Genomic DNA, 13,764 nt, shown 5'->3' on the forward strand with positions numbered 1-13,764 from the left:
TCTACCTTAAGATAAAAGAGGTTGGTAAATAAAAGGACACTTGCGCCCCTGTTTTATGCGCCAATGGATAGCTTTTAATAGCCTGACTTATATGACTTTTATTAGCAATCGACGGTTTTAAATACTGCTGATAACGACGATGAATCATTTGTACATTAGCAAGCTCATCCTCTGCGTTGACATTAGCAATCGTCATTTTACCGTTGAGCGATTTACAGAGGCGCTGACATATCATCAAACCCAATCCTAAACCCTCTGGCTTGGTAGAGTAAATAGAATGCTGATGATTTGAGTAAGTCTGTGACTCATTCTTTATGTTGTTTTTGTTAAGCTGCGCCTCATTAAAGCCACCAGCATCGTCTGTAACACGCAGGACGAGCCAATCACCACCTTGATACTCTTCTATCTCACAGCGTAGCATAATATTCGTTGCTCCTTGCTGTTGCGCATTAAGCACACTATTAATCAATAATTGATCCAATAATAAGCTTGGCAATTTTAAGTGCTGGCAGTCGCTGGCAAACCAAAAATTAATGTCTGTGCCTTTGTCTCCGAGTAACCATACGCACTGCTCATAAGTCGCTGCAATGTCAACGCTCACCTCAGTAGGTTTCGTCCGTCCTGCCCAATGTCTGATATTTTTTATGACAGCCGCCGCACGCTCTGTTTCATTGACGATTTGCTGTAAGGCTGTCTCAACCCTTTTTTGCTCTATCACATCTTCATTTACGTTATTATTTTGACTGCGAATCAATAGCCCTTGAGCATAATTTTGAATGGTGGCAAGCGGCTGATTAATTTCATGGGCAATCGCGCCACTCATCTCACCAATGACCGCAAAACGTTCAGACTGCCGTAATTGCTGGTCATAATCGCGAATGAGACGGTTTTGAGCGAGTATTTGTTGCCGACGACGCCATGCCAGCCAACTCATCCAGCCATAGTTAATCGTTGATATTACTATAATAAAAACGATAATACTCATCCACCATCGATGTGATTTTATCCAGTCTACAATATGTACCGCTAACTGTTTTTGGGCAGGATGTTGCTGCATCTCATACAATATACGTTCAGCATCACTGTTTGATTCAGGTGCTAGCCAGCGCAACTCTGCGTTATTATGCATAGTAGTAACATCAATATTATTAATGTCAGTATTAGCGCTGCCATTGCTGCCATTGCTGCTTTGCGCTCCTGCAGCGAATAAATACTGATTAATCTGCTCGGTTAACGCTATTGGCGCTTGACTGGTTGCGGCTAGTGTCCAATTGGGATAAATCTTGGTCGAAGATTGGCAATTAGACGCTGTCGTGACGGGATTAAGCAGTCGATATTGTGTTTGCTCAATCTTACCTTGCCCTGCCATCTCTTCCATTAAGCATAGCGGCGCTATCGCCGCATCTACTGCACCACTTGCCAGCGTACTCAAAGTCAGCTCAATGGGATAACCGACAAACTGGGTTTCGTAGTCGCTTGGTAACACGCCATTCTGTTGTAATAAATGGGCTACCAGTAAATAACCGGCAAAGGCATCGGGATCAACCGCCACTACTTTGCGCTGTTTTAAATCTCGCAATTGTTCAATATCACTATCAGCTTTTACCCACAAGACACTGGCAATCTGCTCCATCGCACTAGGCTGATTTATTACCTTATCAGCGATAGCTTCCTTAGCTAGCGCAAGCTCGTTTTGCAGTTGTCTATATAGCTTGTATTGCTCATCAGTTTTAAAGTCAGCTTGTTTAACATCAGACATTTTAAATTCATTTGAATTTACCGTTTGCGTATTCGCTTGCAAGGTCGCAAGCCAGCGCCAGCCCATCGTATCCATTTTGATAAATTGTACTTGCGGCCCTAGCACAAAGGCAAACTGTTGTGCCTCTATTTGTTCCTGCCAATTCTCAAGCGCTAGTGGCACTAGCACGACAATGTCATCTGATAGCTGAGTATTAAGGGTATCAAGCCACGGCTGCCATCGCTGCTGAGCGACAGACTCTCCTTGCGGCGCAAGCACACCCAGATAATAGGTTTGTGCGTTTGCCCGATGGTTAACTAGAAAAATGACTAATGCCATAACAATCATAATGCCAAACAGAGTTTGCACTTTGAAAGACAATATAACTTGCTGCCTAATACCCCACATTTGCATCATCAATAAAACCCTAAAATCAATGTGGTTTTCCACAATATCATGATATTACGCATCATCCTATACTGTATAGCAAGATTGTATCTTTAAATTAGCCAAGCTTAATAAATAAATTTTTAATAATAAGCTTGCTAGCTATCTCACTATGGAGGGCGTACTTATGAAAAAGTGGCCATTAATTATACTTATTGCCGCAGTTATCGGACTGGCCGTCGCCTTTATTATTGGGCAACTACTGCCGAATATGCGAACGACCAACAGTGACCTTGAGGTTAATATTACTGACCCTGCCTTAATTAAGCAGGGCGCCTATGTTGCACGTACCGCTGACTGTGTCGCTTGTCATACTACCCTTGGTGGTGAAGATTATGCCGGTGGCCTGCCTATGCTGACCCCACTTGGGGCAATTTACTCTACCAATATTACTCCTGACAAAACCACAGGTATTGGCAACTATACCTTTAATCAATTTAAAAATGCCGTTAAGCACGGCGTCCGTAGTGACAATAGCGCATTATACCCCGCTATGCCCTATCCGTCTTATCAGATCATGCCTGACGACGACATGGCAGCGATGTATGCCTTCTTTATGTCAGATGTCAAAGCGGTAAATGAGCCTAATATAAAAAGTGAGCTACCACCGATTGCAAACTGGCGCTGGCCACTGGCTTATTGGCAAGTATTATTTGATCGTAAGCGCGACTTTGTGCCTGAAACTGATGATGTAGTTATCGCTCGCGGTCAGTATCTAGTCGAAGGTCCTGGTCACTGTGGTTCTTGTCATACCGAACGTGGTATTGGCTTCCAAGAAATCGCCTTAACCAATGCTGATTCTGAAGAATACTTAAGCGGTGCAGTCATTGATGGCTGGCGCGCAAAAAGTATCCGCGGCGAGCATCGTGGCTTAGGAACTTGGACAGTATCTGAGTTAAATGACTTCTTTAAAACTGGTCGTACCGATACCACTGCTGCCTTTGGTGCAATGGCTGAAGTCGTTGAGCACAGCACCCAATATATGACAGACGCGGACTTGAATGCCATGTCATCGTATCTAAAAACACTGACCCCTGCCCCTAACAAAGAAGTGACGCTGCCAGTGAAAAAAGACGTCACTACTCAAAAACTATTAGATGGTAACTATGACTCACGTGGCGCGTTGTTATATGTAGAGTATTGCACCGTTTGTCACCGTGCTGATGGTAAAGGTGTTCCGCGTATCTTCCCAGCATTAGATGGTAACAGTGCTGTTTATGCTAAAGAGGCAGACTCTGTGTTACAGATCACCTTAGGTGGTGGCCGTATGCCGGAAACACCGCATGACCGTATGGCATTTACTATGCCTGAGTTTACCAATCTCGCTGATTCTGACATCGCAGAAGTGGTCAACTATGTCCGTAATAGCTGGACCAACCAAGCGCCTGAAATTACGGTCAATGAGGTGGTAAAAATGCGAGCATTCCTCGCCAAAAAGCCAAAAACAGGCACTGATATTGCCCCAGACCTGAGTCTCGATGGCCTTGACGCTGCTGCAATAAAAGGAGCAAAATAATGAATAACTCATCGAACAAATCATCCAATATTGCTGGCGTTGCCCCTCGCAGATTTTCTATAGCGGTGCTTACTACCGCTGTGCTTGCTATCAGTATCAGTGGCTGCTCACAGCCAGAACCTACCGAGCGTAATCCAGTCGAATATAAGCTGGTCACCACTGACGATGCCAACGAAGATATCGGCTCTTATGTACTGCCACAAGATACTTCTATTGCCGATGAGCCAAATGCCGATCAAATCATCTATGGCAAGCGCTTATTGAACGAAACCAAGCGCCTGTTACCCGAGCATGTTGGCGCTGAGATGAACTGTAATAGCTGTCATATCGCGCAAGGTAAAATCCCACTTGGCGACCCATATATCAACAGTTACAACTTCTATCCGCGCGTTATGCCACGAGCCGGAAAAGAAATTGATTTGACCAAACGTATTAACGGCTGCTTCCAACGTTCTATGAATGGCAAGCCGTTAAAGCCTGAATCAGACGAGATGCTCGCCATCTTAGCGTATATGGAATGGTTGTCACAAAAGACACCGAAAGCCCAAAGAGTCAATATCGATAATGCTGGTAAAGTTGATGAATCCTTAATACCCGACCCTGTTCATGGTGAAAAGATTTATCATGCTCAATGTGCCACTTGTCATGGTGACAACGGTGAAGGCATCAAAGACAGTCGTGGCGATATCGTTTTTCCACCACTGTGGGGTGATAAGTCTTTTAATATTGGCGCAGGTATGGCGCGTACTTATAAAGCGGCCGCCTTTATTAAATATAACATGCCAATGGGTATCCAAACCCAAGGACTGTGGGGTCATGGCAACGTCTTAAGTGACCAAGATGCTATCGATGTCGCCGAGTTCTTCACCCATCAACCACGCCCTGATTTTGCGGGTAAAGTGAATGACTGGCCAACCCAGAAAAAACCAAAAGATGCGCGTTATTAACTAAAATTAAAGAACCAATAATACTGTTAGTGATAAAAAAACCTCAATTGTTTAATGACTTTGAGGTTTTTTATTGCCCGAATATTTATCGGTATGGAAGTAAGCTTACGATAAAGTTGCAATTTTTTACTGGTTATTCTGTAGAGATCATTTAGTATTATTTATTTATCATCTTTTATTTATGAGGTCTATCATGCGCAAAATTCCTGTTTATACGCACCCTGCAGCCGGTTGGCCTGCGCTGATTGCTTCTACTCGTAAACTGATGGATTACAAGGCGTTTTTGCGCGGTAGTATCAGTGTGTTAGGCAGCAACCAACCCAAAGGCGGCTTTGACTGTCCGGGCTGTGCATGGCCCGACCATAATAGTCATAAATCACTCGACGTCTGTGAGACGGGTATTAAAGTGATTGCAAGCGAAGCGATGTCTACGCGCGCCGATGCACAGTTTTTTGCTAAACATACAGTGACTGAGCTGCAAGGGTGGTCAGGCTATGAGCTTGAGCATATCGGGCGCTTATCAGAGCCGCTATATTATGATGCGGTACAAGACCATTATGTCCCTATCTCTTGGCAGGACGCTTACACACGTATCGCCCAGCAATTAAAGCAACTAGATTCACCAGATGAGGCACTATTTTATACATCAGGGCGCGTCACCAATGAGCCGGCCTTTATGTATCAATTATTTGTGCGCTGCTTTGGCACCAATAATTTACCAGATTGCTCAAATATGTGTCATGAGCCAACGTCGGTCATGCTAACTAGGCAATTGGGCATTGGTAAGGCGACAGTGGTATTAGACGATTTTGAGCAAGCCAAGCTGATTATGATGTTCGGACAGAACCCCGCGACCAATCACCCACGTATGCTCGAGATGCTCGCTCATGCACACAAGCAAGGTTGCCGAATTTTATCTATCAATCCCATGCGCGAGCAAGGTCTAAAAAGATTTAGAAATCCGCAAAAGCCAACCCATATGGCGATGGGCAACAGCGATGACATGGTCGATGACGTGATTCAAATCCAAATCGGTGGTGATACTGCGCTATTAACGGGTATCGCAAAATGGCTTATTGAAAATAATAAAATAAATACTGATTTCATCCATACCCATACGTCAGGTTTTGAGCCGCTAAAACAATGGATTCAACAGCAGTCGTGGGCAGACATCGAGCTTGGTTGCGGTATCTCGCAGCAAGAAATTATTGATGTTGCGCGCCTTGTTGCAGATAGTCCAGCGACGATTTGTACGTGGGGAATGGGTATCACCCAACACGTGCAAGGCGATGATAATGTCGCAATGATTACGAACTTATTGCTACTGATGGGCATGATTGGTATTGACGGTGCGGGCGCGTCGCCAGTGCGCGGACATTCCAACGTGCAAGGCGACCGCACAATGGGCGTTCATGAACGCCCCAACCAAAAACTGCTGGATAGTCTTGAGCGCGTTTTTGAGCGCCCAATGCCACAAGAAGACGGTCTTGATGTCGTTGCTGGCGCGAAAGCCTTAATAAACGGCAAAATTAAAGCTTTTGTCAGCATGGGTGGAAATTATGCCGTTGCCGCTCCTGACACCAGCGCCATCCAACAAGCGTTAACCACCAACCAGTTAAATGTCTTTGTCGGCACCAAGCTTAATGAAACCATGTTATATCCGGGCGTAGACAATCTAATTTTGCCCTGCGTCGGTCGTACTGAACGGCTAGTGACCGCTAAAGGTGAGCAGTTTGCGACGATTGAGGATTCTATGTGCCGAATTGTAGCCACCCAAGGTCATCTAAAACCTATCAGTAACACGCTAAAGTCGGAAGCACAAATTGTAGCTGATATTGCTACCCAATTATTTGGCGCTGAGTCTACCATTCCTTGGCAAGCCATGAGTGAAGATTTTGATATCACTCGTGATTATATTGCACAAGCCATTGATGGCTTTGAAGACTTTAACCAGCGTATTCGTACCGCTGAGCGTGGCTTTAATTTATATCATCCTGCGCGTCATCGTGAGTGGCATACAGACAGTGGTAAGGCTCAATTTGAATTGCCAAAATATCCTATTACTCACGTTGCAACGCAGATGGCAGAGAAAACAGCGACGCTTAATACACATTTAAATCAGCAAAATAATGACCAAGATAATAGTAATACAGTTTGGCAATTAACCAGTGTGCGTAGTCACGATCAGTTCAATACCATGATTTTTGGCTTCCAAGATCGCTACCGGCAGACCGACCGCCGTGATGTGTTATTTATGCATCCAGATGAGATAAGCCGTTTAGGTTGGCAAAAAGGCGATAAAGTCATGATTTCACGTCAAGACAGTACAGATAATGAACGTACTTTAGGGCCATTAATATTGACTGAAATGGATATTGCGGCAAACGCTGTCGCGACCTACTATCCAGAATGTAATGATTTATTCGACTTAGACACTCATGCCCCAGATTCCCACATACCAGCGTACAAGTCGGTAACTGTCCTTTTACAGCGAGTTAATATAAATATAGGCATGGCTGAATCGGCCTAATAAAAAATACTATTTATAAGATAACGATAATACTAAATAACGAGTGCTTATGACGGTTAAAAACAATACTCACCACAGCGCTCAATCGTTAGTAAATAAGGGCGCTGAAATTATAGAGTTACCTGTAACGCCACTGGCGCGAGAGCATTTAACGCAACAGCATGATTATCTGTCAAGTAAAGATGACCGCAGTGGCTTTATGGATACTAATGGCAATGATAAGCGCCAAATTCATATTAATAACGCCCATGCAAGTTTGGCGGTAGAAGCGGCAGTGGCAATCGTTATCAATGGTATCCATTATGCGGTACTGATGGCAAGCCCCAGTCAGCTTGATTACCTAGCAATCGGGTTTTTATACAGTGAAGGGTTGATTCAGCACAGCCATGAGCTGCTAGATTGGGAAGTTACTCATACTAATGATAACGCACACTTTGAAAAATTTATTGAGCATCCAAATAACGAGGTTAACCGTTCAATAGCCCTTGAACATTTACTCGATTACGATGTGTATGTGGTGGAATTGGTCTTGAACCAACGTTGCCATCAACGTATCCAAGCCCAAAAACGTCAACTTGCTGGACGAACAGGCTGCGGCATGTGCGGTATTACAGGATTAACACAAGCATTGCCTGATTTAAGTAGCTATTTAAAGAATAAGCCGCAAAGAAAGCAGCAGGTTATAGTAAAGATGCCATGTCTTGATAGTTTGCTAGATATACGAACACGAGTAAATAACGCCCAACATACGCACCAATTGACAGGTGCAGTGCATGCTGCCGCCACCCTCTACGATCAGCATTTACATCTATTCGAGGATGTAGGACGCCATAATGCACTCGATAAGCTTATTGGCTGGAAGTTACGACACAAGATAGAAGTGGACTGCGTGGTGATGACCTCGCGACTATCGATTGAACTCATACAAAAATCTATCCGTACTGGGATACCTTGGCTGGTGGGTATGTCCGCCCCTACTAGTACCGCAATACGCGTCGCTGAGCGCTATGGATTGGGGCTTGCAGGGTTTTTACGTGATGACCGTGTTACTTATTACTCAGGTTTTTAACCCTGTTGATACACCACACTTCCTGTCGCCTTTAATTTAGTTTACTTCGTATTCATAACAACCCGTCCTTAACAGCTAATCCTTTAATATTATTTTACGACTATGTATTATTTAACACACGTCAGATACTCTGTAGCAGATTATAGTGGATAATTTATAGCGTTATTTTGAGCTATGCAGATTGATGAAAAGATTAATCATTATTAAAACTGACTCATAAATAGCTCAAATATCGTTAATATATGGTCAAATTATAGACATTTAGAAAATAAGCAGTGTTTAACTAAAAAATGACTTGTAATTTAAATTATATTTGCTAATATAGGCGTCCTTGATTGGCTGGGTGGCAGAGTGGTCATGCAGCGGACTGCAACTCCGTTAACGCCGGTTCGATTCCGACCTCAGCCTCCAATTATTTAGGTCAAAATTTTATTAGTATCATATTAATTTTAGCTTGCTTTATTAATATAAACGCTTATAATAACGACCACTATCTAACAAGTAGAAAGCTTACTAAATAGATAATACAAGTTTTGCCCGGGTGGTGAAATTGGTAGACACAAGGGATTTAAAATCCCTCGCTAGTAATAGCGTGCCGGTTCAAGTCCGGCTCCGGGTACCATTACATAGTCCTATACTATCTTATAGAACAGCTAAAGCCCCTGATATCAGGGGATTTGTTGTATCTAGTGTTCTATACTGTCCTGCTCTATCTATCCCAATCTATGCATCTGATGTACACTACTATGTACACTGGTTTTTAAATGTACATTGGGGTGTCAGTCATGGAAGCACGCAAGCCTATCAGCTCTGATCGCAGTATCAGCAGTCATAAAGCCGATGACAAAGAATACCTAGTTTCTGTCAAAAATCACCCTATGCTTTATCTCATGGTCAGACCTAATGGCACTAAGTCTTGGGTTTATCGCTATCTGTCCCCTACTCATTCAAAGAATAAACGTATATCGCTTGGTGTATATCCAAACGTATCATTTTCGCGTGCCTGTGAAATCTGGCGTGACTACGAAGAGCTGCTAAGCCGTAGCATTGACCCCAAAAACCATCGTGAAGAATTTAAGAATAGTCTTATTAGTAAAAATAAAAACTTTTTTAATCATTTTGCTTGGGAGTATTTTGAGGGACTAGAGCAGACTCAAAAAGGTAATACGCTCATTCGTAAGAAAGGACGTTTAGAGCTTATATGCTCCTATATTGGTAATGAACCTATTAGTGACATTGGCTCACCTAGAATGCTTGAGGTACTACTAGACATCCAAGCTAACTCATTAAATAAAGCTGGTAAGCCCACAGATAAGGCTGAACGCTGTGCAGGTATCGCTAGTGACGTATTTGTCTATGCTGGAGCTCGTGGATTCTGTAGCAGCAATCCTGCGGCGCTTATTAAGAGTCAATTAGCTAAGTCTAGCTATGGTCATCGTCCTGCCATCACTAAGCCTAAAGATTTGGCTAAGCTACTGCGAGCTATTGAAACCTTAGAATGTGATTTGAATATCATAAACTCCCTTAGGCTATTAGCAATGCTCTTCGTGCGTAATGGTGACTTGCGACGTATGAGATGGGACGAGCTTAATCTAGAGGCTGGCAGATGGCAGCTGAAGCCTTTAAAAGGCCAAGGTAAGGTGAACATGGTCAAAGACATGGTAGTTCCCCTACCTAATCAAGCCGTGGCTATATTGCGTGAACAGCAAAAGATTAATGGCCATACTGAATATGTCTTTTTTAGCGAAACAGCAAAAAAACATCATATCATTTCAGACGCTACCGCTAATAGTCAACTGCACAATTTGGGCTATCAAAACATACATTGTGCCCATGGCTTTAGAGCAACAGCAAAAACTATCTTGCAAGAGCGGTTAAAGTACTCTCTAGTGCTTGTTGAGATGGCATTGGGACATACGACTAAAGACCCTAATGGAACGGCTTACGGTCGATTTGAGTACATTGATGACAGAGCGGATATGATGCAGAAATGGGCTGATTACTTAGATGCATTGAGAGAAGGCAAAGAGATAGCTGAGTTTAGAGCAGATGCGCAAACCAAAGCTGACCCTACTACTCAATTGAAAGCATTGATTGATCAGCTTGGTAAAAATGAAGTATTGGAAATGCTTAAAAATTAAAATAAAGTTCTTTGAAAAATATACTATTAATAAAAGATTGTTTTCAGCTTTTTAATCTAACTTGACAACATTCGCGCGTATTCATCATCAAGATAACTTTCTATTTTTTCTGGGTCCACTTTACCTACGTAATACCAATTTTTAACTTCTTTTAAGGCTACTGTAGCGAATCTTGCATAGGCAATTACGTTAGATTGCATAATAAATGCGACTAAGTTACCCCCTGATTTAAATCCAGCATGTCCTGCATCTATTAAAGATAGTGTGCCATGAGAGACAAGTAGCATTCTAACTACTTCTGGTTTATCCATTGATGGGGTTGAATCCGCCCAACTTTTTTTGTGATAAAACTTCTGCTTAACAAGGTACATGAGTCTTGTCAACAGTTCGCATATTAAAACAGGGACTGCCATTGCAAGACCGTGCCTGGCATCATACCCTTTTTGAAATGCCATCACACAAGCTTGGGCGAAACTACCTTTATCTTTATCATTAACATTGAACTTTCCAAAATCTAACAACTGAAGTAATGAGTAAAAAGGTATAGGAATGCCGCTACCTCTTCTATTAGGAAATTGTCCCCTAGTACCTGAAGAACCTGCTATATCAGAAAATAAATGACCCAACCAGTTTGCAAAACCACAAAATATTTTAGCAATGAAATTACCACCTTTAAGTTTGAATTCAGAGTCAACTGAAACTAACTTACCATCAGCAATAAAATGAGCTTGACTAGTAAACTGATCTAGTATTGAAAAAAACAAACCTACTATATCAGGTGAATGACCTAAACTCATAATATGATGATTTTTAGTATTCATACTAAACAATGAACCAACATCTGCAGTATGTCTATGGTCGTAGTTTATCCTATACTTTTTTTCTAGAAATCCAATAGCACTCTGTATCGTATCTTTACCATCTCTTGAGCCTTCCCAGCCTACTAACTTTGCAAACTTTATAACTGCTTGATCTACAAGTTTATCTGCTGACTTAGTAAGAGGACCGTTATCAATGACATCGACATTACCTTTGTTGCCGCTACCAAGCTTGAAAGATACAAAGCAAATATCAATAATACCTGACAGTGCTCCACAAGTTACTGCTAACATGTAATCATACTTATCGCACTGAGCTTTTTGATAAGTAAAATCTTGCTTCACCATTTGCTCAAACTCAATTCTTTGAGATTCAGACATTAATTTCTTGAACGGATCATTGGACAAGTCAATATCATTTCTTAACGCATATTGCTCATATACTGAATAAATATCATCCCAGTTTTCTTCAGCGTTATAGTCGATTACTTCAAGTAGTTCTATCTGATGATATTTTTTTGGCTTATCTTCTAATATATAACCTTCATTATCAATGAAATAAAATTCTTCATCATAATCAGCAAAGAACTCTCGTGAGAGAATAATAAATTCTTCGCTATCTGTATCTTCAATACTACCAAAGAGAGAGTATGCTTCACTTATTAGGACGGCTACTTCATCTTGACTAGACTTCAGTTTGGCTAGCTCATTTGATATTTCACCAATTTTAGTCTCTGATTTTTCGGTAAGATGCTTTTGAACCAGCATGACATTTGCTTGCTGAGTTACGTCCAAGAATTTTTGAGTCATCTAAAAAGACCTTTTAACATTGACGCTGTTTTCTCCACTGATTTTTTAGTTTTTTCAGTAGACTCATTAATTTTATTTTTGGCTTCTTTAGATAAGAAAGAGTTTTCTTCTTTGTTTTCAGACAGCTCTTTATCTGTATTAACATTATTAAATTCAGTATTATTTTTTTGAAGCGATGGCTTGCTAATGTTATTTAGAGTATCAGGGTCATTCTCTTCCAAAGAAACATCATCAATATCGTCTCCTATACCTTCAAATATAGTATTGCTACTTGACGAGGTAGTGCTATCCGACTTTTCTGTATAGCTCTTGATCACATTTTTAAATTTTGTAGCTGTAGAGCGAGTTTTGGCCGATAGCACATCAGAAGTATTGAAGTAACCTATAATGTCAAAAATCTGCATTAACTTTTCTGCATCGTCAACATTTATATCTTTTTTCAAAACAAGTATTTCAATTTCTTCAAATGATTCATTACCTTCATTATCCTTAATTTTTCTCTTAGCCATAGTTTGATGATAATGATCTAATATAAGTGTTCTATATTGCTGCATAGAAGGTGACATAGTTAATTCGCTAAGCTTATTTAAATCTAGTATTGTCGGGCATTTGCTCTTATATACTTGGCTCTGAACACTATCCTTAAGATCGCCTAGTGCCTTACCGCCTTTAGACATCGTTTTCAGCATTTCGACTAGTTTAGTAATATTCTCTTTATTACTATAGTTATTTTGCATGGCTTCATTGAGCTGAGTTACAATATCGTTGATATCTTTCATCAGTAGGGAGATTGCCTCTTGATTTTGCTTAATAATTTCATTAAGCATTAACCTTCGTTTCTCATGCTTAGCAATTATGTCAGTTCCAGTCACTTTCTTTAGCCCATGATAAGTACCTACTCCTAGTAGAACAACAACGCCAATACCAGTAACCATACCGGACATGCCCAAAAGACCACCCATGCCAAGAGTAGCTAGACCAGAAGTAATACCAGCTGCTGAAAGACCCATTACTGAGCCAGATATATAGATAGCTGCCAATGGTGTTCCAACAGCGGCTGCATTCATACTAAGCTTCTTCATGTTTTCAACGATTTCTGAGTCAGTAGTTTCATCTTCTAGTACTGCCCTGTCGTTTTGTATTGCCTGCTTAATGATTCCTTTATCTTCCTCTGTGATATTAATCTTAGGCAAAATGTTGATCAGAAAAGAAAACTGATCGTTAAACTTTTCCTTAGAACTTGAATGTATATTTACTAAATCTTTATACAAAGAGATGTGCAAATTTCTCAACTGTCCAATGGGTGCTTTTTGCTCAATAGCTTCAAGCAAATCATCTACGGATAAAATCTCTTCTGGGTAAGCTATACCAGCTCTAACTTTATTTCTAGACTCTGAAGTTAGCTTCAATCTTGTCATTAACAATAAAAGCTCAGACACTTCCTTGTCGTCGATAACACCGTCGTCATCTAGTGTCATTCTAACCATAATATTCATGTAAGATATTTTTAGATCTTCATGCATATTCTCGATTGCAACATTTTGCTGTGCATCTTCAAAACTGTCAAAATTATCGACGACATCGTTAATAACTTCAACAAGTGCCTGAGCGGAGAATTTGCTGCTCGACATCTTAGGTATGCTTACAAAGTTTTCGTCATTCAGCATAATAACTATAGAGCCTTCTTGACTCAGACTAGCTTTCTTGACTTCTAAAAAATTAACTTTCTTGATCGAGTCTTTTATCTT

General features: G+C 41.2%; 8 protein-coding genes and 2 tRNA genes. 7 read left to right on the top strand and 3 right to left on the bottom strand.

The annotated features are described in order from the left end of the window. Position 1: 1 nt before the first annotated feature. A complete protein-coding gene (locus ACMHKH_RS08130; protein WP_413520138.1) occupies positions 2–2,155 on the bottom strand; it encodes a PhnD/SsuA/transferrin family substrate-binding protein in 2,154 nt (717 codons plus the stop codon). A gap of 157 nt (positions 2,156–2,312) precedes the next feature. Here ACMHKH_RS08130 and ACMHKH_RS08135 point away from each other — a divergent pair, with 157 nt between their 5' ends. The 7 genes from ACMHKH_RS08135 (at position 2,313) to ACMHKH_RS08165 (ending at position 10,388) form a co-directional block, all read left to right on the top strand. Then, positions 2,313–3,701: a cytochrome c gene (locus ACMHKH_RS08135; protein ID WP_413520139.1), complete on the top strand. Its 1,389-nt coding sequence runs from the start codon at positions 2,313–2,315 to the stop codon at positions 3,699–3,701. Continuing rightward, positions 3,701–4,648, top strand: a complete 948-nt coding sequence (locus tag ACMHKH_RS08140; RefSeq protein ID WP_413520140.1) for a c-type cytochrome — start codon at positions 3,701–3,703, stop codon at positions 4,646–4,648. The genes ACMHKH_RS08135 and ACMHKH_RS08140 overlap by 1 nt, the downstream gene beginning before the upstream one ends. A gap of 193 nt (positions 4,649–4,841) precedes the next feature. Continuing rightward, on the top strand, positions 4,842–7,178 hold the full coding sequence (locus ACMHKH_RS08145) for an FdhF/YdeP family oxidoreductase (RefSeq protein WP_413520141.1): 2,337 nt from the start codon (positions 4,842–4,844) through the stop codon (positions 7,176–7,178). 49 nt (positions 7,179–7,227) lie between these two features. Continuing rightward, positions 7,228–8,247, top strand: a complete 1,020-nt coding sequence (fdhD, locus tag ACMHKH_RS08150; protein ID WP_413520142.1) for a formate dehydrogenase accessory sulfurtransferase FdhD — start codon at positions 7,228–7,230, stop codon at positions 8,245–8,247. Positions 8,248–8,584: 337 nt separating this feature from the next. Then, a tRNA-Cys gene (locus tag ACMHKH_RS08155) sits at positions 8,585–8,658 on the top strand. A 124-nt stretch (positions 8,659–8,782) separates the two neighbouring features. Further along, positions 8,783–8,869: transfer RNA gene (locus ACMHKH_RS08160), tRNA-Leu, on the top strand. 163 nt (positions 8,870–9,032) lie between these two features. Beyond that, entirely contained in the window at positions 9,033–10,388 is a 1,356-nt protein-coding gene (locus ACMHKH_RS08165; protein WP_413520143.1) for a tyrosine-type recombinase/integrase, read from the top strand. Between the two features lie 56 nt (positions 10,389–10,444). On the opposite strand, the gene ACMHKH_RS08170 is transcribed toward ACMHKH_RS08165, so the two are convergent. Next, positions 10,445–12,016 (bottom strand): hypothetical protein, encoded by a 1,572-nt coding sequence (locus ACMHKH_RS08170; RefSeq protein WP_413520144.1) that lies wholly within the window; start codon positions 12,014–12,016, stop codon positions 10,445–10,447. Beyond that, positions 12,013–13,764 (bottom strand): hypothetical protein (locus ACMHKH_RS08175; protein WP_413520145.1); only part of this gene is annotated, 1,752 nt, incomplete at its 5' end. The genes ACMHKH_RS08170 and ACMHKH_RS08175, both read right to left, overlap by 4 nt.

This window comes from Psychrobacter glacincola (genome assembly GCF_965118485.1).
In the GTDB taxonomy this organism is placed as follows: domain Bacteria; phylum Pseudomonadota; class Gammaproteobacteria; order Pseudomonadales; family Moraxellaceae; genus Psychrobacter; species Psychrobacter glacincola_D.

Bases quoted from the DNA above. Each gene is read 5' to 3' on its own strand.
- ACMHKH_RS08145 (WP_413520141.1), top strand. From the start codon at position 4,842: ATGCGCAAAATTCCTGTTTATACGCACCCTGCAGCCGGTTGGCCTGCG.
- ACMHKH_RS08135 (WP_413520139.1), top strand. From the start codon at position 2,313: ATGAAAAAGTGGCCATTAATTATACTTATTGCCGCAGTTATCGGACTG.
- fdhD (WP_413520142.1), top strand. From the start codon at position 7,228: ATGACGGTTAAAAACAATACTCACCACAGCGCTCAATCGTTAGTAAAT.
- ACMHKH_RS08165 (WP_413520143.1), top strand. From the start codon at position 9,033: ATGGAAGCACGCAAGCCTATCAGCTCTGATCGCAGTATCAGCAGTCAT.
- ACMHKH_RS08170 (WP_413520144.1), bottom strand. From the start codon at position 12,016: ATGACTCAAAAATTCTTGGACGTAACTCAGCAAGCAAATGTCATGCTG.
- ACMHKH_RS08130 (WP_413520138.1), bottom strand. From the start codon at position 2,155: ATGATGCAAATGTGGGGTATTAGGCAGCAAGTTATATTGTCTTTCAAA.
- ACMHKH_RS08140 (WP_413520140.1), top strand. From the start codon at position 3,701: ATGAATAACTCATCGAACAAATCATCCAATATTGCTGGCGTTGCCCCT.